Below are 25,183 nucleotides of genomic sequence, written 5' to 3' on the forward strand. Positions count from 1 at the left end.
CCTGACGTAAGGGGTTTGTCGGTCGGCGATCGGTCGGTTGAGGTTCGGTTGGTCGGTTGTCGGTCGGCGATCGGTCGGTTGACGATCGGTGGATTGAGCGTCGGTCGGAAACTGCCGTGGCCGACCGACCGGTATCGTTCCCGCCACAACGGTGACTCAGTGGTTGCCGTCGGGAAGTGGCTCGACACGGAACACGTAGTCCGCATACGCCTTATCGAGGTTCGTCGGCGACTCCTCGGCGGTGTGGATCTCACAGAGACGTGCTGTCGCCTCCACGGCCCCCTTTCCGGTCTCCTCCTGATACCGTTCGGTGACCGAGAACGCCGCGAGTTCACGGCAGTTCCGGCGATAACATTCCACGGGGGTATCGTCGGCCGGTTCGGGCTCGTCGCCGCGTTCGAGCGCCTCGGCGACGTCCCGTTCGATACGTCGTCGTTCCTGGTTGCGCGCCTGCTCTGCTCGTCCCGATTTGGTGTCCGCCATACCTGAGGGATCGGGCCTCGGGCTGATAATAATATGGCCGTCGGATCGATAGGTCAGGGCACTCGACGGACGGTCGATCCGACGTCCCTACCAGAAGCCGCCGGGTCCACCCGGACCGCCCGGCCCCCGCGGCCCGGACGCCCGTGGATCCGGGTTGATCTCGACGAGTTCGGTTTCCGCACGCGGGTCGATCTCCCGGCCCTCCTCGTAGCGCACGAACGAGAGATAAAAGGCGTCACCACAGCCCTCGCCTCCAGCAACTCCCTCACCTCCAGCAACCTCCTCGATCCCCTTGCCTCCAGCAACCTCCTCGCTTCCCGCAATCCCCTCAACCCCCTCGCTTCCCGCAATCCCCTCGGTCTCCGTGTTCGCGCCCGCCTCGGTTCGGTCCGACGCGGGCCGCCAGCGGACGCCGTCGCTTTCGCCACAGACGAACCGGACGCCGTCGGCTGCGTCGTCCTCGAACGGCTCCGTCGGGGCGACGTACCGCCAGCCCTCGAAGGGATACGGCGTCACCGCCTTGTCCGCGAGGTAGCCGTCGCGGTCGAGTTCGGCGAGCGTCCCACAGCGCGGACAGTAGTAGGTGACCGGAAAGCCCATCGGCGGGCCGTACGTGCGCCGTGGTTAAACGCCCGTCGACGGGGGATCGCGGATCGGCGGACGGGCTCAAACGGTTCGCGTCATGATCCAATCATACTCCGACGCTTGCAGATAGTCGTCGGGCGTTCCCTCGCGGATCACGCCCGAGGAGTACGTCCGTTCGTGATCGTAGGCGATCACGTGTCGAGGGATCGGGATCGCACGCGTATTGTACCCACACACCCCGATCCCGACGCCGGGTCGGTTGTGTGCGATCGCCCACGAGACGACCGCCGTCGCGTAGTCGACACAGTCACCCCGTTCCCGACAGTAGGTCTCGAACGGATTGGCCGACACGTCGATCAGGCCGTTGAAATCGTCCTGTTCCCACTCGAACCGGCCGGACCATTCCTCGACGTCGACGTCCGACCAGAACGGATCAAGCGACGCCAGCAGTCGAGGATTCGCGACGAAGAACACGGTCCATCGACAGAGCATGGCCCGTATTCGTGCTTGACATACAGTAACATTACCGGTGAGAACGTGGATCCACGGTAGCTGAGGGGAACGATCCGATCCGGTCACTCTGATTCGGCGGCGAACTTCACGAGCGTCAGATCCCGATCCAGCGCGCAGTGATCGTGGGGCGGCTCCCCGAGCACCTGTTCGATGACGCGCTCGTCGTCGAAATCGGCTCCTTCGGGGACGCAGTACTGATGACTCGGGCATTCGGTGTGCGGGCAGGGCCCGGCGAGTTCGACCTTGCTGCCGGCGTACGCGACCTTCGAGGGGACGTTCGCGGGAACGGGTGCGGGCTCGACCTCCACCGCCCGAACGCCCGCGTCGTGGACCGCACAGTCGAGCGTCTGGGCGTTCTCGCGAACGCCGGTGATCCGATAGCGGGTCCCCTCGGAGAGGTTGAGACACTGTCCGCGGTACGGACAGCCCTCGCAGTCGGGCGATTCGCCCCCGTAGACGAACTCGCGACCGACGTCCGCGAGCCGGCTGCCGATGAGCGTGATCGTGGTCATACCCGATCATCGGCCCCAGCGATGGTAAGCGTCCCGGCCGAGAGGGTCGGCCGATCCCGGCCGGACCACGGAGGGCAAGACACATCCCCACCCCCCGACAACGCGGATGCGATGATCGGAACGCTCGCGAGGGAGCGACGACGGGAGGCCGTGCGGGCGAACGAGCGCCGCCTGATCGTCCTCGCGGGTGACCGTGATCGTGGGATCGACGCCGCCTACGAGATCGTCGACGCCGTCGACGGGGACGATCCGATCCGATCAGACGACGTCGCCATCGTCTCGACCCGTGAGGGATTCCGGTTCGATGAGTATCGACCACGGAACGCGCGCGGGCTTCTCGGAGCCACCCGCACGGTCGTCGTCGTCGACTGTCACGAGCGGTTCGTCCCGAACGCGCTCGGGGCCGCCGCGGGGGCGGTCGACGGCGGCGGGCTCCTCGTCCTCTTGACGCCCGATCTCGATCGATGGCCCGCCATCCGTGATGGGTTCGACCGGGCGCTCGCGGTGCCGCCATACGAATTGTCCGACGTGACGGGCCGGTTTCGCGAGCGGCTGGTCGGGACGCTCCGACGACATCCGGGCATCGCCATCGTCGACGTCGGCGACGGCGAACGCGGCCCCGAGAACATGCACCTCATTCGCGACGGACGGGCGGACCCGCCACCTGCGACCGATCACCGGCGGCCGCGTCGACCCGCAGATGCGGCCTTTCCCGACGCCGCATACGAGGCCTGTCTGACCGCCGATCAGGCGCGTGCGGTCCGGGCGCTCGAATCGCTCGCCGACCCGGGAACCGCGGTCGTCATCGAGTCCGATCGGGGGCGGGGAAAATCCAGTGCCGCCGGGCTGGCGGCGGGATCGCTGGCGCTCGCCGGCGCCGACGTGCTCGTCACCGCCCCCGCGTTCCGGAACGCGAGGGAAGTCCTCGAACGGGCGCGGGAGCTGGTCGGACTCGAAGATGACGGTGATGGTGGAAGCGACGACGACGAAGCGGCACACGGGGGACGGACCGCTACGGAGACGACACACGGGGAACGGACCGCTACGGGGACAGCACACGAGATTCGAACCGCCACGGGTGGCCGCGTCCGGTTCCTGCCGGCGGCCGAGGCCGCCGACTGTCTCGATGATCCGGATGCCGTCATCGTCGACGAGGCGGCCGCGCTCCCCGTCCAGCTGCTCGAACGCTTCCTCACGGCACCGTCGGTCGCGTTCTGCACGACCGTCCACGGCTACGAGGGGGCGGGCCGGGGCTTCGCCGTCCGGTTTCGCGAACGGCTCGCGGACGCGGACCACGTCGTCCGGGACGTCCATCTCAAGGAGCCGATCCGCTATGTGCGGGGTGACCCAGTCGAGAGATGGCTCTTCGATGCGCTCCTCCTCGATGCCCGCCCCGCCGTCGAGGCCGCGGTTGCGGATGCGGACTCTGCGGACGCGACGTACCGCGCGCTCGACCCCAAAACGCTGCTCGGGAACGATACCCTGTTAGCCGAGACGTTCGGGCTGCTCGTCGTCGCCCACTACCGCACCGAGTCGAACGACCTCGCGCGGGTGCTTGACGCGCCCAACCTCCACACCCGGGCGCTCGTGGTCAACGACCGGCCCGTGGCCGTTGCGCTGCTCGCCCGAGAGGGATCGCTTCCGGCCGACCGCCGCCGATCGATGTACGAGGGGGATCGGGTCCACGGGAACATGGTGCCTGACCTGCTCACGAGCCAGTTACGCGACGAGGCGGCCGGCGAACCCGCGGGGCTCCGGGTCGTCCGGATCGCGACCCACGACGCGCTCCGTGGAACGGGCTTCGGCACCCGCCTCCTCGATCGGATCCACGCGGAGTTCGCGGACGACGTGGACTACGTCTCGGTTGGATACGGGGCGACGCCCCGCCTGCTCCGGTTCTGGCGGCGCGCGGGCTATCGGACGGTGCACCTCTCGACGACGCGTAACGACACCTCCGGCGAGCACTCCGTGGTGATGTTGCGGCCGGTGACCGAGTCCGGGCGGACCCTGCTCTCCCGGCACGCGAGCGCCTTTCGACGGCGCGAACGGGATGCGCTCTCGGACGCCCACCGGGAGGTCGACGTCGACGTGATCCGTGGGGCACTCGGGTCCTCCGCACCCGATCCGGAGGGGACGTCCACGGTCGATCTGACCGATCACGAGTGGCGCGCGGTCGTCGCGGCCGCCTACGGTCCCGGCATGTACGACGTCGCTCCCGGCGCGTTTCGTGACCTCGCGTTCGCCGCGCTCGTCGGTTCCGACATCGAAGCAACCGCCGACGTGGCGGTCGAACTGGACGACGAAGCCGAGCGACTCCTCGTCCGGAAGGTCTTACAGGGATGGTCATGGGGGGACGCCGTCGCCAACCTCGGCTACCCCTCGACACGCTCGTGCATGCGAGCGATCGGGGAGGCGACGAAGCCGCTCGTGGAGCGGTTCGGCACCTCGCTCGCCCGGCGGGAGCGCGATCGCTTTATAAACGGTTAACAGTCGAGGACGTCGGTCACACCGGCTCGCCGAAGGCGTACACCGTGTTGTGGCCGGTGACCTCGACGTCGAGGAACTCTCCGACCTCGATCCCGCGCTCGCCGGCCCGCTGAATGATGACCTGTCGGTACGCGCCGTCACGACACTTCACGGAGTCGGCGGTCCCCTCCTCGACGACGAGCACCTCGCGTTCGGTGCCGACCATCGACCCATAGGCCTCGCCGACGACCTGCATCTTCAGCTCCGACATCGCCTTCGAGCGCTCCTTTTTAATTGTCCCGCCAAGGCCCTTCATGTCGGCCGCGTCGGTGCCGGGACGCTTGGAGAAGCGGGTGACGTTGATCTTTTCGGGGCGAACCTCCCGTAAGAGCTCCATCGACCGCTCGTGGTCTTCGGCCGTCTCCGTCGGGAAGCCGACGATGAAATCGGTCGAGAGCGTCCACTCGTCGAGTCGGTCGTCGAACGTCTCGACGACCTCGCGGAACTTCCCCACGCGGTGTTGTCGGCGCATCGCTTCGAGGACCTCGTCGCTGCCGGACTGCACCGGCGCGTGGATGAAGTCGTAGAGCTTCTCGTTGCGCGCGAAGACGTCGGCCAACTCCTCGTGGATGCCGTGGATCCCGCCGGGGTTCGCCATGCCGAGCCGGACGCGGAACTCGCCGTCGATGTCACAGATCCGATCGAGGAGTTCGGGGAGCTTCCGTTCGCCCGTATCCCAGCCGTAGACGCCGGTATCCTGGCCGGTCACGCGGATCTCCTTTGCGCCGGCGTGCACCAGCGCGCGGGCCTTCGCGACGTTCTCCTCGACGGACGGGGAGTCGACGCGGCCGGTCGCGAACTTGGTGATGCAGTACGAGCAGTTGCTCATACAGCCGCGGGCGATCGGGAGGATGCCGACGACGCCGTCGAGCACGGGGTCGACGTCGGGCGTGACGGTCGGGCACTCGCCGTTGAGGACGTGTTCGGGGACGGCGTCCCAGTGGAGCACCTCCGCGTCGATGCCGGCCTCGCGGAACGCCTCGCCCTGTGCGAGCGCCATGCAGCCGGTGATCACGAGTTCGGCGGTCTCATCGGCCAGCTCCTCGGCGCGTCGGAGCATGTTTCGCTCGGTCTTTTCGACGACCGTGCAGGTGTTGAGGATGGCGACGTCGGCCTCGTCGGGGCCGGGGGCGGGGCGGTGGCCGCCGTCGCGCAGCGCCCGCTCGATCTCGCGGCTCTCACCCCGGTTGGACGTACAGCCGTACGTCTCGATGTGATACGTCGCCATCGGATACCCTGAGTATCGGTCCCGCGGGCAAAAGGGCGACGGATCGGGCGTCGGCGGGTGAACACGTCCGCGGGCGACGATCGGACTGAACTGCCGGACGCGACGAGCGGGGATAGTGGAGGTTCCCACCGCGCCGGTTTATAAACCGGTTCGGCGCGCCCGCCCGCGGCTTTTAGCAGCCGCGGGCGGCCCGCGAGGGAGTTGCGTCGGGGCCGCCGAGCGGTCCGGCGGCCCCGACGGAACGAGGCTGGGGAGGGCCGAGGATGAGGCAGACCTCGGGTGGCGTTATATCCTGCTTGGAAACCACATTTTCAGACACATTCTTGTCTGAAACAGCCGGTCGCTGAGAACTGCGAACTGCGCGGTCTTTTGCTCGGGCTGTTTATAAGCGATCGTGAGAGACCGTGCGGCTGTTTATAAATATGCCGTGGCAGTGATCTGGGGCCTTCGGCGGCGTCCCGAGCGAGGAGCGCGGATCGACTGTTGCCACCGCACCCGAATCCTCACGCCTCCCCAGCCTCGCCACGGCTGGCGGACCCGCCAGCCGTGGGCTCCCTCGCGCTCGGTTTCACGCCCTTCGGGCGCTCACCGGGGCGCGCCGACCGCACGAGTCGAGTTGCGTTGAACCTGGAGCGCATCCGCTCAAGCACCGCCCGATCGATCGGTGGCGGACTGGCACCGTCTTCCGCCGGAACCATTTATATATGGGTCGTGGCCTGTGACTCTGCGACCTTCCGACGTGCACGTTCGTGCAGTCGACGCTCCTCGATGCGCGTGGCCCACTCACCGAGGTCCGCGTACACCTCGTCGATACGGTCCGCATCGAACGAGAGGACATCGACGTCGGCGGGTGAATCCACCCCGTATTCGTCTCGGTGCTTTTGGATCTGGTCGGTCAGTTCGGACACGCGAGCTTGTAGCTCCTCGATGGTCCGATTCCGTGCCAGTTCGTTAACCCGCCGCCACTCGAAGTAGTCGTCGTTGCGTTCGTATCCGACCGGTCGGCCCTCGTGTATCACGACGATCCCTAAGTCGGCGTAGAACGACAGGTGCGTTCGTGCCGACTCCGTCGAACAGTCCGCTCGCTCGGCGATCTCCGCGGCCGTCATCGGCTCCCGGGCATGGAGGACCGCCCCATACACGCGCTGTTTCGTATCTTCCCCCTCAAACGGCCTCTCGAAGGGTGGCGGGCCGTCGCGGCGGGCGTCAGCCGTCATAGTATCAGCTACCTGTTCGCCATATATGTACTTTGCTGAGAGAAATATGTTGGTTTAAGCTGTGCAGGACCCCTCCGATGCCGATGACGCGGCTACATTACTGCCGGTTCGTTCTGTCCACCCTCGGATGAACCCATCGCTCGACAGCAACGCCGCTCGCGGAGTGTGGCGCACGAACGAAAAGCGTCGGGGGTGCCCGACGGCGGGTAGTTAGCGAACGGTCACGCGACGTTGAATCCCTTATCGCGGAGGAACTCCTCCACGCGACCCGAGTGGTTCCCCTGCAGCTCGATGGCGCCCTCCTCGACGGTGCCGCCGCAGGCGAACTTCGATTTGAGATCCGAGGACAGCGAATCCATGTCCACGTCCTTCGGGTCGAATCCTTCGATGACCGTTACCTCCTTACCGTATCTGCGCTCGTCGATGCGGATGCTGATCTGCTGGGACTCCTTCGCGACGTCCTCACAGACGCAGAGTTCCTGGGGCAGCCCGCACGTCGAGCAGACTTCCGACATTACGTTTTGAGCGTACTGGTCGCCGGTATTAAATAGTGTCGGGAGTGTAGCCGGATCACACGTCCGGTCGGCGCGAGAGGGCAACGACGACCGGCTTCCTCCCGTCTCCGATCGCTATCGTCGCCCGAACAGCCGACCGACGAGCGGCGTCGATTCCCACGCCAGCCGTCGGACCGTCCGCCGCGCCTCGTCGACCTCCTCGCGGCTCACGTCCCCCGCATAGACGGCCCGCTCGTACACCGCCGCGACCGCATGCACACGGTCGTCGACGCCACGGACGCGGAGCGCGGTGAGATACGATCGCGGCGTCTCCCCCCGACGGCGTCCGCGATGTCGTGCCGCGAGCAGTCGTTCGAGGTCCGCGAAAGCCCGCTCCGCATCCGCCACAGGCGTCCGCCGACGCGCCGGGAGTCGAACACGGAGCGCGAACCGCAGCCGCCCCGTCACGCCGGTGTGGTGGGCCCCGGCGACGGCGACGACGAGGACGAAGAGGCCGTAGCCGAGCGTCTCACGCGACGGCGCCGGAACGCGATCCGTCGGCGACGTGGCGTCCGCCCCGTCGACGGCCTCCTCGGCTCCGAGTTCATCGGGTGTCGCCTCGCCACCCCCGATACCCTCAAGCGCGTCCTCGGGGATGTCGGAACCGGCCGACGCGTCGTCGACCGTTTCGTTGTCCACGTCGTCCGCTGCCGTTTCCTCATCCACATCCGCTGACTCTTCGACCACATCGGTCTCGTCATCCGCATCGATCTCCTCCGGCAGCGTCGGGCTCCCCTCAGGGGCGCTCCCTGCGGTGTCGACGCCCGCCACGCCGTCCGCGCGCGCCTCCGCAAGCCGGATCTCACGGACCTGATCGCGTTCCGCGCTCGGCGTCGGATCGAACTCCACCCAACCGTGTTCCGGGAAGTAGACCTGCACCCAGGCGTGTGCGTCCTGCCCACGGACGACCCACTCGTCGTCGCCGACCTGTTCGCCGCTGCTGTAGCCCGTCACGAACTGTGCCGGCACGCCCTGTGACCGGAGCATCGCGACCATCGTCGTCGCGAAGTACGTACAGTAGCCCGCGTCCATCTCGAAGAGGAACGCGTCGGCGACGTCGCCGTCGGGCCGTTCGACTGACAGCGAGTAGTCGTACTCCTCGATCAGGTACGTCTCGATGGCCACGGCCGCCTCGTAGGAGTTCTCCGCGTCAGCCTCCGCGAGGATCTCCTCGGTGCGTTCGCCGAGGCGATCGGGGGTGTCCTCCGGCAGCTGGGTGTACCGATCGAGGACCTCCTCGTCGGACGCCTCGTCCGCCGCACGTAATTCCTCGGGGTCGGGATCGGGAACGCGGCTCTCGACGGGGACCGATTCGCCTTCGAGCAGCTCGGTTCCCGGGCGGAGCGTCCCGCGCTCGTCGACCTGCATGCTCTCGCCGAGCCGGCCGTCGACCTGAACGGCCTGCCACGGCGCGGGAAGCGCCCGCATCTCGGTCTCGGGGACGACCGTCGACGAGACGGCGACGGTCTCGCCCGGCGGTCCCGAAAGCGCTCCGGTGTGTGGCCGCTCATCGCCCGAACGGACCCAGCCGTCACCGGTGTAGGTGTCGTACGCGCCCGTCCGCCAGTTCGCCTCGACGTCGCTTTCGATGGTGAACCGCACTTCCGGGGAGAGTTGTGCCGATCCGACGATCGTCAGCTCGTCGTCGTCGATAAGCGTCGATTCGAGCCCCGGCGTGCCGCCCGACCCGCCCCACGACTGGGTCGCACCCGCCGGGATCACGGTGATGGTCGCGCTCGCGACGAGCATCACCGCCAACACGAGCGCGAGGGTATCGCCATGCCCGGACAGCCCGCCGGGCACACGAAGCGTCGTCGCCCCCGCGGCGAGCGCGACGCCGAGAACACCCACGATGGTGACGGCGTCGCCGGCGTCGCCGCTGAGCACGAATATCCCCAGGATGCCGCCGGCGATCCCGGCTGCGAGAACGTGTCGACCCCGCCCGGTGAGATACGTGATGAGGAAACTCAACACGGGGATGACCGCGACCATCCACACGTCGACGCGCGCGAGCCGCAGCACCGAGAGGCCGGTGAGAAACGAGAGCGTATCGAAGAACACGCCGCGGAACGAAAAGAGCGCACGTTGACTCTCGGGGACGGCGAAATAGTAGCCCACCAATGCGAGACCGAGGCACACGAGCGTTGCCCATGCGACGATTCGTTCACCGAACAGCCGTGAGCAGGCGAGCCCGAGGACGACGGCGAGGAGCACCCCGGCGACGATCCGGGAGCTGCCGCCGACGATGTCGGTGATCGACAACACGGTGTGGAGATACGCGCCGACGATCGCGGCGACCCCGACCGTCGCCGGATGCACCAGTCCCGGCGGGAGCGATCGGACCGATGCGGCCGTCGATCGGCTGAACACGCGTCTCTCCGCACCGTCGTCCCCGCCATCTCCCCGTGTGGCCCCCTTATCGGTCCCTGCCGTGTGTCGCGTCCTCATCGACGCTCACCCCCGTCGGCGAGCGGGGCTCTCGGCCGGTCCGTCCGATTGCGCGTGGGTGTCGTGGGATCGTCTCGTGCACCCGACCCATCCGTCGCCTCCGAACGAAGCGCGGTAAAGGAGGTCGGCCGGCCGTTCGCGTGGAGACGCACATCCGTGTCGTCCGCGACCAGACGGACGTCCGCTTTCGCCCCGTCGCTCGGCGCGCCCGGCCCGGTGAGCGCCGCCAACTCAAGCAGCTCGCGCCGGCCGGTCGAGTCGGGGTGGGCGACCGCCGAGCCGTCGGGGAGCCGAAGGTCGACCGACACTCCATCCGAGAGGAACGCCAGCGAGAGGCTGACGGCCGCGCTCGCGAGCAGGTCCGCGGCTGCCTCGTCCGCCGCAGCGATCCCCTCCCCGCCCGGCCCGTTTCCGGTGTCGACGGTCCGGCCGACGATGGTCACGCGACGGCGTTCGCGCTCGGCGGAGAACGCCTTGACCACCAGCTCGTCGTGTTTGGCGGTGGCCGGCCAGTGGACGTCACGCAGCGAGTCGCCCCGCGCATACTCACGAAGCCGGTCGAACGCCTCGCGTTGTGGGCTCCGTCCGATCCCCTCCTCGGCGTACAGGCCGCGGCGGAATCGCGGCGATATCGGGTGGCGTTCCGGATACGCGATCGCCGTCGTCCGCTCATCGACGACCAGTTCGCGTACGAACAGTCCGAAGACGTCGGTCGCCTCGATCCGCACCGGTCCAAACCGCCGCCGACCCCGGGAGACGTACTCGACCGTATAGCTGACCGGCCCCCCGCCGATCGTCGTGAGGGACGGCTCCCGACCGAGTATCGTCAGCCCGTCGTCGACCACGTCGGTCACACGGGCGAGGAACGGTGACTGACCGAAGGCCGTGCCGTGAGCGCCCTCGAAGGTGAGCGATACCGTACGCCGCTCGCCCACGAACCCGTCCGCGGGTCGCGACCGAACGGCTTCCGGCCGGTCGACCCGTGCGACCTGCAGATACCCCGCGGCGAGCGCGACGAGGCCGGACAGGATGACGGCGTTGATCGCCCCGCCGCCGCCGGCGAGCGCGAGGGCCGTCGCGAGGACGCAGACGACCACGACGATTCGACCGCGCCGGGTGAGCGTTGGCGATCGCATCGGTCACTCCACGTCGACCCGGTCTAGCGCCTCGGCGACGATCTGTCGGCCGGTGGTCTCGCCCGATTCAGTCCGGATCCGATGTGCGAGCACCGACTGTGCCTCCCGTTGCACGTCGTCCGGGAGGACGTAGTCGCGACCGTCGAGGACGGCCCGGGCCTGTGCGGTTCGGAGCAGGGCGAGGCTGCCGCGTGGACTCACGCCGAGGGCGGCGTTTCGACGGGTGTACGTCGCGAGCCGGGCGACGTACGCCCGAACCGGCTCGGCCGCCTCCACCTTCGCAACGGTTCGACGGGCCCGCAGGAGATCCTCGACGCTGGCAACCGGTTCGAGCGACTCGACCGGATGACCTGCATGGTCATCGACCAAGCGCTCAAGCATGTGTACCTCCTCGTCGGTTCCGGGGTAGCCGAGCCGGATCTTCTTCGTGAACCGATCGAGCTCCGCGACCGGCAGCTCGTAGGTCTGGCCCGGCTCCACGTCGTTTTGGGTCGCGATGACACAGAACGGATCCGGAAGCGATCGCGTGACCCCGTCGGTCGTCACCTGTCGCTCCTCCATCGCCTCCAGGAGGGCGGACTGCGTCTTCGGGGGCGCGCGGTTGATCTCATCGCCGAGGACGAAGGTGGCGAACACCGGGCCGGGACGAAAGTCGAACTCCTCGGTGCGCTGGTTGAACACGTTGACGCCGGTGACATCGGAGGGGAGGAGATCCGGGGTGAACTGGACCCGTTTAAACGAGGCATCGAACGAGCGGGCGATCGCCTTCGCGAGCGTCGTCTTCCCGACGCCGGGGACGTCCTCGATCAGGAGGTGGCCACGGGCGAGAACGGTGACGATCACGTCCTCGATGGCATCGCGGTGGCCGACGATCACCGCCTCGACGGATTCGATAACCTCCTCGGTAAGCCGGGCGGTCTCCGTCGGGCCGAACGGGGGAAGGTCACCGGAGTCGTCCTCGACGGTCGTCTCCGTCGTGTCGGTCACATCAGTCATTCGCGTCCCTCCCGCATGGCTCCGGGCCGTACGGTTCCTCGAGGTCGCGTCGCCGGCGACGGAGGCCGGCGCAGGGGCGTGAAACGATCCATGTGAACAGGGTGCGCACTCGTCGTCTACCGGACCGTTGGGACGAAGGCTTCATATCCGTTCCGCCGCGTATTTGACATCCTCCCGCGCCTGAAGACGCGGGAATCCCACGGCAACGCGCCGCTGAGTTGGGATATTACGGTTCGCGGTTCACGACCTGTTCTCGTGGGACAAAAACGCCCTCACTACGGTCGAACAAGTGAACCGCTGGCTGTGCCAACCAGCCGTTATCCCTATCTCCGCCCCCAGAACGCGAGCCGTTCTGGTGTGCGGACGAGACGCTGTGCGTCTCGTCACCGCCATCCGTGGCGAGACTCGGGAGTACCTTTTGTCGAATGTTCTCCGCGCCATTCACGTCCGCGTTCGCAACCGTATCGCACCTCTCACACACGTACAGTCCGCGTTCCACACGCTGATTATCGTCGGTGTGACCACACGCTGAACACGACTTCGACGTATCGCGTTCCGACACCAACTCTACGTCGATGCCCTCGGCTTCCGCTTTGTAGTCGAGTAGCCTCGTGAAACGGTCGAACGCCCACCCGTGCAAACCGAGATTGCCGTGGTCGCCCCAGTTTCGAGGTTCACCGTTCCCGTCGTCCTCTCGAATGCCACCGAGATCGCCAACGACGAGCGTGCCGACACCTCGTTTGACACACGCTTCGACGAGTGCTTTCGAAAGCGTGTGCAAGAAGTGAGTCCGGCGACCAGTCCGCTTGCGGTCGAGACGGGTAGCCTCTCGCGACGAGGAATCGTCGCACTTGGCTTTCTTTTTCGCGAAGTAGTATCCGTCCTCTTTGAGTGCGCCGCCGGGGTACAACACCGACTCACCACCGAACGAAACGGCGGCGAAGTTGCAAATCCCGAGGTCAACACCAGCCACTTCGTCGCCCGGTGGTTCCGGGTCAATAGTGGTACGACAGACGAATTGAAGACGCCACTCGTGGCGTTTGTAGATCGCGCGAACCTGTTGAATGTCCCACTCGGTCAGGTCAACATCCGGGCGAGTCTCGTACTCGCACAGGATGAAGTCCGAGCGGTGTTCTTTGAGGTTGCGACCTTTCGAGAGGCGAACGCGGGTGAACTGTTCGTCGTGCTTGAAGCCAGCCGCTTTGAACGACACAGTTGAACGTGGGTGGGAATCTCCGCTCTTGCGGTAGCCGGGCGGTCGGGCACGGTCATCGCCGTTCCGACGCTTGCGGAACCAGCCGTTGAACGCTTCAGCGAGTTCTTCGAGAACGCGCTGACTGGATTGAGAATGTAAGTCCGTGTAGCGTTCATGGCTTTTGAGTTCGGCTTTGAGTTCCCCGTCATCGGGGATCTCACCCGTCTCATCCCACTGTTCTTGTGCGTAGTAGCGACCGACGTTCCAGAGTTTTGAGGCGGCCCATCCGAGCTGGTCGAGGTCGTCACGAACCTGTCGCTGGTTCGTGATCGTGGCCTCGAATGTTCGGATGGTTCGACTCATTTTCTGGCTTCATAACCAGTTATGTGTGGCGTTTTGTTATTCGTATCGGCTGGCGTGGAATATCCGGCCTTGCTGTCGACGGTGGGGTGCGTAGGAGTTGTCGGATTCATCCTGCGTTAACGAGACCAAAGGTCTCGTTCGCACACCAGAAATCATAGATTTCTGGGGACGCCTAAAGGCGCAGGTATTCTCCTTGATTTCGTATAACCGTTTCTCGTGGCCACTCCGCAGCCACACAAGGCATCTCACGTCCGTGTGTGCCGCCCGCAGGCGGTCACGACCGCGTGGGGCTACGCGGAAAGCAAGGCGAGTGCCTCGGGGCTTGGCCCGCGACGGTTCACGCCGAAAGCGTGCTGATACCGTTGACCTCGACGAAGCCGTAGCCGCACTCCGGACATCGCCACTTTTGCTTCTCACCGAGATGAAGCGTCATCGCCGCCGTCCGGTAGAACGCGCGGGTCTCCTCGCATCTCGGACAGTCGACGTCTTTCTCCAGCGCCATGTCCGAGGGATCCGTCCGAAGCGGTTTTTAACCTACTGATCCGCGCCGTCCCGGCCCCGTTTCACGCCGCTTATAACGGATGGGGTAATGCAACGAAACGACTTGCACGCTACCGTCCGTGGACTGGTCGAGCTCACCCGCCCGGTGAACTGTGTCGCCGCCGGATCGTTGACGCTGATCGGGGCGTTCGTGGCCGGGATCGGGGACGAAGCCGTCCTGACGGCCGTCGCCGTCGTCACCACGGCCGTCGCCGTCGGCGCCGGCAACGCGATCAACGACTACTTCGACCGCGAGATCGACGCGATCAACCAGCCCGATCGACCCATTCCGCGTGGAGCGGTCTCCCCGCGTGCGGCGCTTGCCTTCTCGTCGCTCCTCTTTGCGGTCGCGGTCGCCCTGACGCTGCTGCTGCCGATCGCGGCCATCGCGATCGCCATTATCAACCTCCTCGCGCTCGTGACGTACACGAACGTATTTAAAGGGCTCCCGGCGTTCGGCAACGCCCTCGTCGCCTACCTCGTCGGGTCGACGTTCCTGTTCGGAGGGGCCGCCGTCGGCACCCTCGAAACGCCGATCGTGCTCGGGGTTCTCGCCGCGGCGGCGACGTTCACCCGCGAGGTCATCAAGGACGTCGAGGACATCGAGGGCGACCGCGAGGAGGGGTTGAACACGCTCCCTATCGCCATCGGATCGGACCGCGCGCTGTGGGTCGCGACCGGGGTCCTGCTCGTCGCCGTGGCGATCAGCCCCCTTCCCTACCTGCTCGGCACCTTCGGCGCGGCCTATCTCGTCGTGGTCCTCCTCGCGGACGCGATCATGATCCACGCCTGTGTGGAGGGCTTCCGGCGGCCGACCGTCGCCCAGCGGCGGTTTAAATACGGGACGTTCCTCGCGGCGCTGGCGTTCGTCGTTGGGCGGGCGGCGGCCCTGATCTAGCGGTCCCGTCCGTCCGCACATCGATGCCGTTTTTACCGCCCGCGTCGCGCGGACAGCCAATGCGAGGGACGCTGTCGGATACGCTGTTTCGGGAGCCGGAAGGGGTCGGAAGCGGCGCGCTCTGGCTCGTCCTGGCCGCGGGTGTGTTCGGATACGCCGCCTTTCTCGCGAGTCGCGGCGGGTCGGGACAGGCGTTTCTCGTCATGCTCGGCGGGGCGCTCTCCTGTTTCGGGCTGGCGGAGTCGCTCCCGACGCGGTACCGCTGGCCGGCCGGCGTGCTCCGGGTCCTCGGCGTGATCGGCGGGATCGGGGCCATCTTCGTCGCGTTGTGAACTACCCCACCCTACTCGCTCACGGCTTTCGCCGTTCGCTCCTTGAGGGTGGGGCTTCCTGTTTCCACGACGCACTTTGCAGATACGGACGTATCCACAGGGAGCTCAGTCTCCACAGGCGTTAACGAATCGCGCAGCGATTCGTTCGCACACCAGAAATCAGAGATTTCTGGGGACGTTGATTCGGAGTGAACCACTCCTACGTCTTCGAGACCGCAAGAAAGGATGTTCCACGCCGCGTTCGCGTCCCTGTCCGCCTCGAACCCACACGACGGACAGGAGTGTTCACGCACCCACAGCGGTTTCTCTGTCGAAACACCACAGGAAGCACATTCTTTCGTCGTTCCGCTTGGGTTCACGGCGACGAAATGCGTGCCTTCGCGTTCGCACTTGTATTCGAGCATCCGCAGGAAAGTCCCCCACGCCGCCCCTGCACGGTTCCGTGAATTACCCGGCAGTTCGACCAAGGCTTTCGCGTCCAAGTCTTCCACGGCCACGAGGTCGTACTCGGTGGCGTAGTAGTTCGACAACTTGTGGAGGAAGTCCCGTCGCTTCCGCTTCAGGTCGGCGTGGCGTTCGGCCACCACTCGGCGTTGTTTCTCCCAATTTGCAGAGCCGTGTTTCTTCCGCGAGAGGTCGCGTTGAGCGTGTTCCAACCGTTCGCGCTCGTCGGAGAAGTCCGGTGACTCGACAGCGGTTCCGTCCGTATCGTGGACGTACTTCAGGATACCAACGTCGATTCCAACGACTTGCTCGGGGTTCTCCGGTTTCTCGGGCGTAGCTTCGTCCACGTCGATACCTAACGTGGCGAACCACTCTCCAGTAGATTCTTGTTTGACCGTGACTTGTTTGATAGTCGCGTTCTTGGGGGTGTCTCGGTGGAGGTGAATCGGAATCTCACCAATCTTACTCAACCACAACGTGGGCCGACCACTCGTATTCTTGAGTTTGAAACCGGACTGGTTGTAGGTGAGCGACCGATACTCCCGAGGCGGTTTCCACTTGAGCATCCCCACGGCACGTCCGTTCTCCTTCTGCGCTTTGAGCGTGGAGAGGTTGTCGTAAACGCGCTTGACGACCATCTGGAGAACTTTCGAGTGAATGTCTCCGAGGTCATCCCACCACGTTTTGAGGTCGGGAAGTTGTCCCTGCACCTCGTAGCGAGCGGGGATGTCGTCTGCCTCGTTGAGCCGGTGGAGGACGTGGTTGTAGAGTTGCCTACAAGTATCGACGTGGTACAGAAGTTTCTCTTCAAAGGCTTCTGACGGGTTGAGTCGATACTTGTAGTTGTAGTGCATAGGCTATTCGTCTGGATCGGGTTCGGAGACGCGGACGACTTTCACGTCGGCTCCGCGCCAGCGTTTGGGGACGATGACGTGGGCACTGTTCCCCGACGGTTTTGCGGTTCCGTCGAGGACTTCTTCGCCTTCGATTTCAAACCTATCCATCATCGATGTATAGACTTTATATAGACATAAAGGTAGCGGTGGGCCTGTGGGCCGGGTGGTGAACGTGTTTGTGAACCGTGCGGCGCTGTATCCCCTCCCTACTGCGCTACTCGGTCGCTTTGCTCCCTGCGTTGCTCCTTGAGGAAGGGGACTTAGCGCCTAATTCCAGTCAACCCCGTCCGAAAGCCGGTGGGCCCTTATATCCCGTCGTCCGAAGGATGGATATGAGCGACTCGCTCTATGGACGGTACGGCCGACAGGTGCTCGGCGGGATTATCCTCGGGCTCGCGCTGCTATCGGCGGTCGGCGGCTATTTCCAGATCGAACAGCGTGGCCTCGCGGCGATCGGGGACGTCGGCGTGAGCCTCTACATCGCGGCGCTCGTCGTCTGGGGCTTTTTCAAGGAGGGGTTCGACACCTTCCGGTTCCGGGCGGCGCTGTATTTCGGGCTCGTGTTGTGGGGGACCGTGGACATCCTCGGCGGCTCGGAATCGCCGCTTTCCTACGTCCTGCTCATCGGCGGCTCGCTGCTGCTCGCGCGGGCGATGTATAAATATGCGGAGCAGCAGCGAAAGCCCGTTTACGAGCGGTGACCGACATACTCATTGCCGTTCACTTATAAAGGGCAAGTAGTATGCGCGTTCGAGACTGGCAGGAGATCCTCGCGGACGTCGCGGGCGATTCGACCGACCCGGACGGCTGGCGGGCCGTCGCCGGCTCGCGCCGCTCGGGGCTTGGAGAGGACCTCTATTTCGGCCACCCGAACGTCGGCGTCTATCACGTAAAGACGTACGCGAAGAATCCACAGGAGCTCCGCGGCGTCGGCGCGAAGGTCGCGAGGAAGGTCGACGACGAACTCGATCCGCTCCTTCCCGACGCCGACTCGCCCGGCCGGTTCGCCGTTCGAACCCCGCCCGAGGACGAGACGCAGGCCGAGGAGATGGCGACGCGGCTGCAGGAGACGTTGAAGGTTCACGCGGAGGCCCCGACGGAGCCCGATCACCTCTTTCGGGACGTGATGGAGGCGCTCGACTCCCCGGCGTTCGGCCCGATGGACTACGAGTTCGACGGTCGCCCCGACGAACTGGATGTCCTCACCGACACCTTCGAGGAGGCCGAAGAGCTGCTCTCGAAGGAGCTCGACGAACTGATCGAAGCCGACGACGTCGACCGCGGCTTTTATTGATCGCCGATCCGGCGGCACACGACGGCGATCGCATGACTGCCGCGCGCCCGAAGGGAGGGCGCGCTCGCGCTATTGAGAAACCCGATAACCCGTCACGCAAGAATGGCGGTCACGGCCCTCCGTGTGGGTCGGTGACAAGACCGGAACGGCGTTCTCGAAGCGCGGTTCGATGTTTTTCGAGGCCCGGACGCGACCGTCAGGGCTCCAAGCGGTTCGGGTCGCGCGGGAACATGATCGCCTCCTTGATGTTGTCGAGGCCGGTCACTTTCTGGAGGAGTCGGTCGATCCCGAGCCCGTAGCCGCCGTGCGGCGGCGTGCCGAAGTCCAACGCCTCGAGGTAGAACTCGAAGTTCGCCTCCTCGACGCCCTCCTCGGCCATCACTTCACGCATGACGTCGACGTTGTGCTGACGCTGGCCGCCGGAGGAGAGCTCCAGTCCCTTATATATAAGGTCGAACTTGCGGGAGGCGATCTCGTCGCCCTCGACGTCCTGCATGTAGTAGAACTTCTCGTCGGGGTAGCCGACGACGAAGACGGCGGGGTGTCCCTGCTCCTCGAAGTACTCGCCGAGCAGCTTCTCGCCTTTCGTGTCGAGGTCGGTCGGGTCCTCCGGGAAGTGGCCGAACTCGGTTTCGAGCAGGTCGAGCGCCTCATCGAAGGTGATCCGCGGGAAGTCGTCCTCGGGGACCTCCAAGTCGACGTCGAGCAGGTCGAGTTCGCGCTCGGCGTTCTCGGCGACCGCCCGAAGCGCGTAGCGCAGCGACTCCTCCTGGACGTCCATCACGTCGTGGTGGTCCTCGATGTAGGCGAGTTCGACGTCGAACATCGCGATCTCCGAGACGTGTCGGGAGGTCGCGAAGTTCTCGGCGCGGAAGGCCGTCCCGGTCTCGTAGACGGCCTCGTAGCCGGCGGCCATCAGGATCTGTTTGTACAGCTGTGGGCTCTGTGAGAGGAACGCGTCGCGGTCGTAATAGAGGATCGGGAACAGCTCCGCGCCGCCCTCCGCGCCGCCTTTGGAGATGAGCGGGGTCTTGATGTCGACGAAGCCCTCCTCGTCGAACCACTCCTCCATCGCGGCCATGAGCTTCGAACGCAGCGTGAACACCGCGAGCACCTCGGGCTTTCTGAGGTCGAGCGCGCGGTTGTCAAGCCGGGTCGAGAGGTCGACGTCGACGTCCTTTGCGATCTCAAGTGGGAGCGGGGACGCGGCCTCATCGAGCACTTCGTATTCGTGCGGGACGAGTTCGACGCCGCCCGGGGCCTGTCCGCTTTCGACGGGCTCGCCGACGACCCGGACAACGTCCTCTGAGCCGACGTCCTGGACCGCCTCGAACAGATCGGGTTCGCGCTCCTCTTTAAAGACGACCTGAATGAGTCCCTCGCGGTCGCGAACGATGAGGAAGACGAGTCCGCCGAGGTCGCGGATCTCGTGTACGTGTCCCGCGATGGCGACCTCCTCTGCGTCCGGTTCGACGTCGACGGTGTGAATACGCTCGATCATGGGGAGTGAATTACGAGAAACTGTTCCGGCGTCCATCATAGGCCTGTCGTCTCGGCGTTGCGCGGATGCGACCCGTGAGAGTGGTATTGGTTGACATGGGCGGCGTAGATTTAAGAGCCGCGAGGCCAACGAACGTGATACCGGCGCCTCGTGCGCCCGCCGAGATCCGATGTCAACGCCCTGCCCGAATCCGATCGCGTCCGCCGCATCCGCAAGCGGCGCGTCCGCGACGGTACACGGCTGGGCGCTTGCAGGGATCCCGGCCACACGGTCCGTCCACCCGACCGCGTAACGCGCGTCGGCTGGGGAGTTTCCCCGAAGGACGGACCATCCCTTCGTTCTCCACAGCCGATGCCGTGCCGGTCGGGACGTGACCGTTCGCCTCACGCGGGAGCGAGCAGGCGTGTCGATCATCCGTCGATCGGGCCGCCCGTTCCCGAGGAGCCGACCATCCACGGCCGTCGGCCCGCGTTCGACTCGCGGCGTGAGGCCTATGGCAGCCGCCACCCACCGACTGCTGGCCAGAACGGAGCTGACCGTCCGCGTCTCGCAGGGGACCCCCGGCGACCTCGCAACCGGCGCGCGCACGCAACTCGAACGCGTCGATGGCGTCGCCGTCGACGATCTGGAGATCGCCGGCCTCCAGCCCGGGCTCAACGACACGACCGTCGAGGCGGTCGCAACCCTCTCGATCGACGGCGAGGTGGGAGTCGGTCAGGACACGGAGCGATTCGATCCCGAGGGCCACGTCGCCGAGCGGCTCGCGAGCGGCTTCGGTGTCGAACCTGAACGGGTCGAGCTGATAGAACCGGCCGGGTGATCGTTCGCGGGTGCCGTTTGTTCCACCGACGTCCACATACCGGCAGCCCCGACGCACGCCGGGAGGCTCATTAGTCATCCGGGAGACGACGAGGATATGCAACGATCGATCGGCCGGTTGCGACACCGCCGTGCCACGAGCGGAGTCGTTCCCATGCGAAGCGAGGTGATCGACGGTGGTCGGTGAGGCGCGGACGTCCACGGGGGAGACGGGGCCGCTGGATGGGATCACGGTCCTCGACCTCTCGCGGGTGCTCGTCGGGCCCTTCTGTACGATGCAGCTCGGCGACCTCGGCGCGGAGGTTATCAAGGTCGAACGGCCCGGGCAGGGCGATCAGACGCGGACGTGGGTGCCGCCCGCCTTCGGGGAGGGCGAGGGCGCACAAAGCGCCTACTACGCCAGCATCAACCGGAACAAACGCTCGATCGAGGTGAACCTCGCGAGCGAGGAGGGCCGCGAGGTGGTCCGGGAGATCGCCCGCGAGGCCGACGTCCTCGTCGAGAACTTCCGCGTCGGCAAGACCGACGAGTGGGGGCTCGGCTACGGCGACCTCCGCGAGATCAATCCGGGGCTCATCTACTGCGGGATCTCCGGCTACGGCGAGTGGGGTCCCGACCGCGACAAACCCGCCTACGACATCATGATGCAGGCGCGCGGCGGGTTCATGTCCTTCACCGGCGTCGAGGGCGGGCCGCCGGTCCGGATCGGCGTCGCGCTCGCCGACATCGGCGCGGGGATGTACGCCACACAGGCGATCCTCGCGGCGCTCTTCGAGCGCGAGGTGGGTGACGGCACGGGACAGAAGGTCGACGTGAGCCTGCTCGACGGTCAGGCGGCCTGGACGAGCTACATGGCGACGAACTACTTCGCGAGCGGCGAGCCGCCGGGCCGAATGGGGAGCAAGCACCCGAACATCGCGCCGTATCAGGCGTTCGAGACGGCCGACGGCTACGTCGTCGTCGCCTGTTCGTCGGATCCGTTCTGGCCGCGGCTCTGTGAGGCGCTCGATCGCCCCGACCTGCTCGCCGACGAGCGCTTCGAGACGAACGAGGGACGGGTCCGTCATCGCGACGAGCTCGACCCCGAACTGGACGCGACCTTCGCCGAACTCACCACCGCCGAAGCGGAGGCGTTGCTCGAAGACCGCGACGTGCCCGCGAGCCGCGTGCGCGACGTGAGCGAGGTCTTCGCCGACCCGCAGGTCGACGCCCGTGGAATGCGCGTCGAGATCGATCACCCGACCGCCGGACCGATGACGGTCCCCGGGTCGCCGATGCACCTCTCACGGACCCCCGCGACCGTGCGCCGCCACCCGCCATCGCTCGGTGAACACACCGAGGCGATCCTTCGGGAGTACGGCTACGACGACGACGAGATCGACGCGCTTCACGAACAGGGAGCCGTGGCGAGCGGCGGCGGGGACGACGCCGATCCCTGAGCCACAAAACCCCCGGACAGCACTCCCTTCGGACCCGGCAGTGATCGGGGGATTATATACCTCCGTGCGTGATATCGACTCCCGTGAACGAGCGCGATGCCCTCCGGATGCTCGCCATCGACGTTCCACACGCCGGCGACGATGCGGCCGTCGTCGACGACCTCGTGATCACGACCGATATGCTCCACGAGCGGACCGACTTCCCCGCCGGAACGACCCGCTATACGGCCGGCTGGCGTGCGGTCGGCGCGTCGCTCTCGGACGTCGCCGCGATGGGCGCACGGGCGACCGCCGCGGTCGCCGTCTACGCGGACGAGGGGTTCGATCCCCATGAACTCCAGCGGTTCGTCTGCGGAGCGAGCGAGGTCTGTGCGGCCGTCGACGCCGAGTACGTCGGGGGCGATCTCGACGTCCACTCGGAGTTCACGACCGCGACGACCGCCGTGGGCGACGTGACCGACGCGGGACCGGTGTTGCGCTCCGGCGCGTCCATCGGGGAGGCGCTCTGTGTCACCGGCGAGTGGGGTCGGTCGGCGGCCGCCCTCCGGCTCTTCGAGCGCGACACGGTCGAGTCGGTCGAGCGCGCGAACGACCTGTTTCGGTTCACCCCGCGCGTCGCCGACGGCGTCGCGCTCGCCCCGCACGCGACCGCGATGATGGACTCCTCCGACGGGCTCGCCCGGTCGCTCCACCAGCTCGCGGAGGCGAGCGGTGTCGGGTTCACGCTCGACCGCGAGGCGGTTCCCGTACATCCTGCCGTCGACGGAGTCGCCGCCGACGCCGACGAGCGGTTCGAGTTGGCGACGACGTTCGGGGAGGACTTCGAACTCGTCTGTACGGTCCCCGAGGATCGTCTCCACGACGCGCGGGCAGCCTGTCCGGCCGGCCTCACCCGAATCGGCTCCGTAGTGGCCGATGAGGAGGGGGTCACCGTCGACGGCGAGGCGCTTCCGGACGCGGGATACACCCACGGGTGAGCCAATACGGCGGCCGATTGGAGGCCGTGTCGCCGCCGATCGTTCGCCGACTACGGTTCCGTGAGCGTCCCCGGATCGAAGTCCTCAGGATCGAACTCGTGTGCGCGAAGTAGGTCCGGGTCAACGACCCGGAGCACGGACTCGTTCGTCGCCTCCAAGATCACCGGCGGGGCGACGTCGGCCTCGACGGCCTCCAGCCACCGGCCGACACAGAGACACCAGCGGTCGCCGGGGACGAGCCCGGGGAACGCGAACGCAGGCTGCGGCGTGATCAGGTCGTTTCCCTGTCGGCGACTGTATCGAAGGAACTCCGCGGTGACGACCGCACAGAGCGTGTGCTCACCGACGTCGCCATCGACGTCGCGGCAGTGGCCGTCGCGAAGGTAGCCGGTCTCGGGGTCGTGGCTGCAAGGCGCGAGTTCGCCGCCGAAGACGTTGCGGTCGTCGGCCTCCGCTGTGGTCGTCTCCGCGTCCGGCGTGGCCGATGAAATCGTCTCCGCGTCGGTGGCCGGATCGGAATCCTCGGGGGACATACCGTCCCTTCGGCACGGCCGTTCTTAATTCGAGGCCCTCAGTGCTCTCCGCCCGTCCCACGTCGATCGGAGTCGAGGTCGATGTCGAGATCCGCGAGCAGTTCCTCAGCCTCCGCACGTTTCTCCTGGTGGTCCGCAAGGAACTCCCGCATGAGCTCTGCCGCCTGCTCTTTACAGCCGCCACAGAGCCGCTCGCCGGTCACGCATTCGGTGTACACCTCCGTGGTGAGCCCGTCGTCGTCGCCCGCGAGCAGGTAGGCGTACAGCTCGTAGACCGGGCACTCGTCGGCCTCGCCGCCCAGTTCGCGCTGTTCCTCGGCGGTCGAGCGCCCGCCCGTCGTCGCCGCCTTCACCTTCTCGTACCCCTCCTCGGGGTCATCAAGCAGGGAGATGTGGCTCGCGGGGATGGAAGAGGACATCTTCCCACCTGTGAGCCCCGACATGAACCGGTGATAGATCGAGGAGGGCTGGCGGAAGCCGAAGCCGTCGTGGTCGAGTTCGACCTCGCGGGCGAGCGCCTCCGCGGCCTCCCGTGAGAGGTCGAAGGCGTCGATGTGCCCTTCGAAGACGCGCTTTTCGCCCTCGACGGCGTCGATCAGCGCCTCGAACGCCTCGTCGGTCGCGTTGCGGTCGAAGAAGCGGACCCGGGGACGAAGCGGCTCCTTCCCGGCCGCCCGGAGCTTTTTCAATGTGGTCGGCTTCGCGTCGGCAAGCGGGGTCGCCTCGGGCCCCTCGCTTCCATCGTCCGACGGCTCCGGCGGCTCGTACGACTCCAGCCATTCGGCCGCGTCCTCACACCGAACGTCGCCCGCGGGGTCGGTCTCGTCGTCTTCGGAATCGCCCACGGCACCCGCGAGCGCGTCGTAGGCCGCCCGCACGAGCTGCCGCTCCGCGTCGGTCAGCTCGAAGCTGGCGAACGCCTCGGTCACCTTGAAATAGCGCACGCGGGTGGCGAGGTCGCGGGTCAATCGCACGTGGGGATCCTGGTCGGGACCGACGGGGATCACCGTGGGCTTCGGCTCGTCCACGAGCTGCGGGTAGAGGATGTCCGCCGTCTGCGTGACGACGCTCTGCATGTGCGAGATGTTCGTCTCGCCGTCGAAGCCGTAGATCGCCTCGAACTCCGAGAAGTTCGCCTTCGCGCCGAGTTCGAACGCGAGGTCCTGTACCTCCCGGTTGTCCGACTGCCGGTAGAGCGTTCCATCCTCCGGGTCGAACCCGAGCGCGAGCAGCGAGAGCAGGTAGTCGCGGGCGTGTTCGTCGATCTCCGGCCAGGACATCCCGCGGGCCGAGTGTGCTTCGAGGTCGGCGATGAGCCCGAAGACGTCGCCGCCGCGCTCCTGATGCCAGATCAGCTCGTCGAAGACGAGCTTGTGGCCGATGTGCGGGTCGCCGGTGGGCATGAACCCCGAGAGCGCGGCGAACGGCTCGTCGTTCGCCATCGCCTTCGCGACCGCGTCGTACTCGCGGTGCCCGAAGATGACGCCGCGGCGCATCAGGTAGTGCGGGTCGGGGACGTCGTCTTCGACCGCCTCGAACGCCTCGATCCCGAACTCCGCGAAGAGGTCGGCGTAGTCGCCGACGCTCGCGGACCCCCACGGGTCGAGCGCGACGTCCGCGGTCGGCTCGTCGGCCCGGTCGGTCCCGCCGTCGGTTTGGGGGGATTCCTCGGTCATACGTATCCTCCCGTCGGTCGAGTCAAAAACCGTTCGTTTGTGTGGGAACGATACGGAGTGTGGGAACGATACGGACAC

General features: G+C 66.3%; 25 protein-coding genes. 8 read left to right on the top strand and 17 right to left on the bottom strand.

The genetic code is table 11. The features are described from left to right. Positions 1-156 precede the first annotated feature (156 nt). From CHB65_RS01500 to CHB65_RS01515, 4 genes are all read right to left on the bottom strand, one after another. Entirely contained in the window at positions 157-483 is a 327-nt protein-coding gene (locus CHB65_RS01500) for a hypothetical protein (protein ID WP_089383271.1), read from the bottom strand. An 87-nt stretch (positions 484-570) separates the two neighbouring features. Beyond that, complete coding sequence (locus CHB65_RS01505) at positions 571-1,083, bottom strand: hypothetical protein (protein WP_089383272.1); 513 nt, start codon at positions 1,081-1,083, stop codon at positions 571-573. 66 nt (positions 1,084-1,149) lie between these two features. Beyond that, entirely contained in the window at positions 1,150-1,560 is a 411-nt protein-coding gene (locus CHB65_RS01510; RefSeq protein WP_089383273.1) for a hypothetical protein, read from the bottom strand. 83 nt (positions 1,561-1,643) lie between these two features. Beyond that, a complete protein-coding gene (locus CHB65_RS01515; RefSeq protein ID WP_089383274.1) occupies positions 1,644-2,093 on the bottom strand; it encodes a UPF0179 family protein in 450 nt (149 codons plus the stop codon). Between the two features lie 111 nt (positions 2,094-2,204). Between CHB65_RS01515 and tmcA the strand changes: the two genes are divergently transcribed. Further along, on the top strand, positions 2,205-4,580 hold the full coding sequence (tmcA, locus tag CHB65_RS01520; RefSeq protein ID WP_089383275.1) for a tRNA(Met) cytidine acetyltransferase TmcA: 2,376 nt from the start codon (positions 2,205-2,207) through the stop codon (positions 4,578-4,580). Between the two features lie 16 nt (positions 4,581-4,596). Here tmcA and CHB65_RS01525 read toward each other — a convergent pair whose 3' ends face one another. The 8 genes from CHB65_RS01525 to CHB65_RS17230 form a co-directional block, all read right to left on the bottom strand. Beyond that, on the bottom strand, positions 4,597-5,847 hold the full coding sequence (locus CHB65_RS01525) for a tRNA (N(6)-L-threonylcarbamoyladenosine(37)-C(2))-methylthiotransferase (RefSeq protein ID WP_089383276.1): 1,251 nt from the start codon (positions 5,845-5,847) through the stop codon (positions 4,597-4,599). Between the two features lie 698 nt (positions 5,848-6,545). Beyond that, positions 6,546-7,064, bottom strand: a complete 519-nt coding sequence (locus CHB65_RS01535) for a DUF7342 family protein (RefSeq protein ID WP_089383278.1) — start codon at positions 7,062-7,064, stop codon at positions 6,546-6,548. Between the two features lie 221 nt (positions 7,065-7,285). After that, positions 7,286-7,579, bottom strand: coding sequence for a stress response translation initiation inhibitor YciH (gene yciH, locus CHB65_RS01540; protein ID WP_089383279.1), 294 nt, complete (start codon positions 7,577-7,579; stop codon positions 7,286-7,288). Positions 7,580-7,693: 114 nt separating this feature from the next. After that, positions 7,694-10,066 (bottom strand): transglutaminase TgpA family protein, encoded by a 2,373-nt coding sequence (locus CHB65_RS01545; RefSeq protein ID WP_089383280.1) that lies wholly within the window; start codon positions 10,064-10,066, stop codon positions 7,694-7,696. Further along, on the bottom strand, positions 10,063-11,202 hold the full coding sequence (locus CHB65_RS01550) for a DUF58 domain-containing protein (protein WP_089383281.1): 1,140 nt from the start codon (positions 11,200-11,202) through the stop codon (positions 10,063-10,065). Before CHB65_RS01550 ends, CHB65_RS01545 begins: the two co-directional genes overlap by 4 nt. Before the next feature lie 3 nt (positions 11,203-11,205). Continuing rightward, on the bottom strand, positions 11,206-12,198 hold the full coding sequence (locus tag CHB65_RS01555; protein ID WP_089383282.1) for an AAA family ATPase: 993 nt from the start codon (positions 12,196-12,198) through the stop codon (positions 11,206-11,208). Between the two features lie 226 nt (positions 12,199-12,424). Then, on the bottom strand, positions 12,425-13,756 hold the full coding sequence (locus CHB65_RS01560; protein WP_089383283.1) for an RNA-guided endonuclease InsQ/TnpB family protein: 1,332 nt from the start codon (positions 13,754-13,756) through the stop codon (positions 12,425-12,427). A 337-nt stretch (positions 13,757-14,093) separates the two neighbouring features. Next, positions 14,094-14,258, bottom strand: a complete 165-nt coding sequence (locus tag CHB65_RS17230) for a DUF7838 family putative zinc beta-ribbon protein (RefSeq protein WP_179213552.1) — start codon at positions 14,256-14,258, stop codon at positions 14,094-14,096. An 87-nt stretch (positions 14,259-14,345) separates the two neighbouring features. Here CHB65_RS17230 and CHB65_RS01565 point away from each other — a divergent pair, with 87 nt between their 5' ends. Then, complete coding sequence (locus CHB65_RS01565) at positions 14,346-15,194, top strand: geranylgeranylglycerol-phosphate geranylgeranyltransferase (RefSeq protein ID WP_394335399.1); 849 nt, start codon at positions 14,346-14,348, stop codon at positions 15,192-15,194. Between the two features lie 59 nt (positions 15,195-15,253). Next, positions 15,254-15,526 carry a hypothetical protein gene (locus tag CHB65_RS01570; RefSeq protein WP_089383284.1) on the top strand — a complete coding sequence of 91 codons (273 nt, stop codon included), beginning with the start codon at positions 15,254-15,256 and terminating at the stop codon, positions 15,524-15,526. 11 nt (positions 15,527-15,537) lie between these two features. Here the strand turns inward: CHB65_RS01570 and CHB65_RS01575 are convergent, their stop codons facing one another. After that, positions 15,538-16,824, bottom strand: a complete 1,287-nt coding sequence (locus CHB65_RS01575; RefSeq protein WP_089383285.1) for an RNA-guided endonuclease InsQ/TnpB family protein — start codon at positions 16,822-16,824, stop codon at positions 15,538-15,540. A gap of 3 nt (positions 16,825-16,827) precedes the next feature. Continuing rightward, positions 16,828-16,974 (bottom strand): DUF2080 family transposase-associated protein, encoded by a 147-nt coding sequence (locus tag CHB65_RS16705; protein WP_158059631.1) that lies wholly within the window; start codon positions 16,972-16,974, stop codon positions 16,828-16,830. 224 nt (positions 16,975-17,198) lie between these two features. Here CHB65_RS16705 and CHB65_RS01580 point away from each other — a divergent pair, with 224 nt between their 5' ends. After that, positions 17,199-17,567, top strand: a complete 369-nt coding sequence (locus CHB65_RS01580) for a hypothetical protein (RefSeq protein WP_089383286.1) — start codon at positions 17,199-17,201, stop codon at positions 17,565-17,567. Positions 17,568-17,608: 41 nt separating this feature from the next. Beyond that, positions 17,609-18,160 carry a hypothetical protein gene (locus CHB65_RS01585; RefSeq protein WP_089383287.1) on the top strand — a complete coding sequence of 184 codons (552 nt, stop codon included), beginning with the start codon at positions 17,609-17,611 and terminating at the stop codon, positions 18,158-18,160. A gap of 196 nt (positions 18,161-18,356) precedes the next feature. Here CHB65_RS01585 and aspS read toward each other — a convergent pair whose 3' ends face one another. Further along, positions 18,357-19,661 carry an aspartate--tRNA(Asn) ligase gene (gene aspS / locus CHB65_RS01590; protein ID WP_089383288.1) on the bottom strand — a complete coding sequence of 435 codons (1,305 nt, stop codon included), beginning with the start codon at positions 19,659-19,661 and terminating at the stop codon, positions 18,357-18,359. A gap of 493 nt (positions 19,662-20,154) precedes the next feature. Here aspS and CHB65_RS01595 point away from each other — a divergent pair, with 493 nt between their 5' ends. The 3 genes from CHB65_RS01595 (at position 20,155) to thiL (ending at position 22,896) form a co-directional block, all read left to right on the top strand. Then, positions 20,155-20,481, top strand: a complete 327-nt coding sequence (locus tag CHB65_RS01595) for a hypothetical protein (protein WP_089383289.1) — start codon at positions 20,155-20,157, stop codon at positions 20,479-20,481. Positions 20,482-20,656: 175 nt separating this feature from the next. After that, positions 20,657-21,919, top strand: coding sequence for a CaiB/BaiF CoA transferase family protein (locus CHB65_RS01600; protein ID WP_089383290.1), 1,263 nt, complete (start codon positions 20,657-20,659; stop codon positions 21,917-21,919). Between the two features lie 83 nt (positions 21,920-22,002). After that, positions 22,003-22,896 carry a thiamine-phosphate kinase gene (thiL, locus tag CHB65_RS01605; protein ID WP_089383291.1) on the top strand — a complete coding sequence of 298 codons (894 nt, stop codon included), beginning with the start codon at positions 22,003-22,005 and terminating at the stop codon, positions 22,894-22,896. Positions 22,897-22,946: 50 nt separating this feature from the next. Here the strand turns inward: thiL and CHB65_RS01610 are convergent, their stop codons facing one another. Beyond that, the gene (locus CHB65_RS01610; RefSeq protein WP_089383292.1) at positions 22,947-23,429 is read right to left on the bottom strand and encodes a DUF2237 family protein; all 483 of its coding nucleotides are present in this window, start codon (positions 23,427-23,429) and stop codon (positions 22,947-22,949) included. Positions 23,430-23,467: 38 nt separating this feature from the next. Then, a complete protein-coding gene (locus tag CHB65_RS01615) occupies positions 23,468-25,105 on the bottom strand; it encodes a tryptophan--tRNA ligase (RefSeq protein ID WP_089383293.1) in 1,638 nt (545 codons plus the stop codon). Positions 25,106-25,183 lie beyond the last annotated feature (78 nt).

This window comes from Halorubrum vacuolatum, from assembly GCF_900188065.1.
Taxonomy (GTDB): Archaea; Halobacteriota; Halobacteria; order Halobacteriales; family Haloferacaceae; genus Halorubrum; species Halorubrum vacuolatum.

What these genes read in the sequence shown, in the direction of transcription:
- CHB65_RS01545 (WP_089383280.1), bottom strand. Translation starts at nt 10,066, where the DNA reads ATGAGGACGCGACACACGGCAGGGACCGATAAGGGGGCCACACGGGGA.
- CHB65_RS01610 (WP_089383292.1), bottom strand. Translation starts at nt 23,429, where the DNA reads ATGTCCCCCGAGGATTCCGATCCGGCCACCGACGCGGAGACGATTTCA.
- aspS (WP_089383288.1), bottom strand. Translation starts at nt 19,661, where the DNA reads ATGATCGAGCGTATTCACACCGTCGACGTCGAACCGGACGCAGAGGAG.
- CHB65_RS01535 (WP_089383278.1), bottom strand. Translation starts at nt 7,064, where the DNA reads ATGACGGCTGACGCCCGCCGCGACGGCCCGCCACCCTTCGAGAGGCCG.
- CHB65_RS01585 (WP_089383287.1), top strand. Translation starts at nt 17,609, where the DNA reads ATGCGCGTTCGAGACTGGCAGGAGATCCTCGCGGACGTCGCGGGCGAT.
- CHB65_RS01510 (WP_089383273.1), bottom strand. Translation starts at nt 1,560, where the DNA reads ATGCTCTGTCGATGGACCGTGTTCTTCGTCGCGAATCCTCGACTGCTG.
- CHB65_RS01615 (WP_089383293.1), bottom strand. Translation starts at nt 25,105, where the DNA reads ATGACCGAGGAATCCCCCCAAACCGACGGCGGGACCGACCGGGCCGAC.
- tmcA (WP_089383275.1), top strand. Translation starts at nt 2,205, where the DNA reads ATGATCGGAACGCTCGCGAGGGAGCGACGACGGGAGGCCGTGCGGGCG.
- CHB65_RS01565 (WP_394335399.1), top strand. Translation starts at nt 14,346, where the DNA reads ATGCAACGAAACGACTTGCACGCTACCGTCCGTGGACTGGTCGAGCTC.
- CHB65_RS16705 (WP_158059631.1), bottom strand. Translation starts at nt 16,974, where the DNA reads ATGGATAGGTTTGAAATCGAAGGCGAAGAAGTCCTCGACGGAACCGCA.
- CHB65_RS01555 (WP_089383282.1), bottom strand. Translation starts at nt 12,198, where the DNA reads ATGACTGATGTGACCGACACGACGGAGACGACCGTCGAGGACGACTCC.
- CHB65_RS01515 (WP_089383274.1), bottom strand. Translation starts at nt 2,093, where the DNA reads ATGACCACGATCACGCTCATCGGCAGCCGGCTCGCGGACGTCGGTCGC.
- CHB65_RS01505 (WP_089383272.1), bottom strand. Translation starts at nt 1,083, where the DNA reads ATGGGCTTTCCGGTCACCTACTACTGTCCGCGCTGTGGGACGCTCGCC.
- CHB65_RS01560 (WP_089383283.1), bottom strand. Translation starts at nt 13,756, where the DNA reads ATGAGTCGAACCATCCGAACATTCGAGGCCACGATCACGAACCAGCGA.
- CHB65_RS01550 (WP_089383281.1), bottom strand. Translation starts at nt 11,202, where the DNA reads ATGCGATCGCCAACGCTCACCCGGCGCGGTCGAATCGTCGTGGTCGTC.
- CHB65_RS01575 (WP_089383285.1), bottom strand. Translation starts at nt 16,824, where the DNA reads ATGCACTACAACTACAAGTATCGACTCAACCCGTCAGAAGCCTTTGAA.
- CHB65_RS01500 (WP_089383271.1), bottom strand. Translation starts at nt 483, where the DNA reads ATGGCGGACACCAAATCGGGACGAGCAGAGCAGGCGCGCAACCAGGAA.
- CHB65_RS17230 (WP_179213552.1), bottom strand. Translation starts at nt 14,258, where the DNA reads ATGGCGCTGGAGAAAGACGTCGACTGTCCGAGATGCGAGGAGACCCGC.
- CHB65_RS01595 (WP_089383289.1), top strand. Translation starts at nt 20,155, where the DNA reads ATGGCAGCCGCCACCCACCGACTGCTGGCCAGAACGGAGCTGACCGTC.
- CHB65_RS01580 (WP_089383286.1), top strand. Translation starts at nt 17,199, where the DNA reads ATGAGCGACTCGCTCTATGGACGGTACGGCCGACAGGTGCTCGGCGGG.
- yciH (WP_089383279.1), bottom strand. Translation starts at nt 7,579, where the DNA reads ATGTCGGAAGTCTGCTCGACGTGCGGGCTGCCCCAGGAACTCTGCGTC.
- CHB65_RS01570 (WP_089383284.1), top strand. Translation starts at nt 15,254, where the DNA reads ATGCGAGGGACGCTGTCGGATACGCTGTTTCGGGAGCCGGAAGGGGTC.
- CHB65_RS01525 (WP_089383276.1), bottom strand. Translation starts at nt 5,847, where the DNA reads ATGGCGACGTATCACATCGAGACGTACGGCTGTACGTCCAACCGGGGT.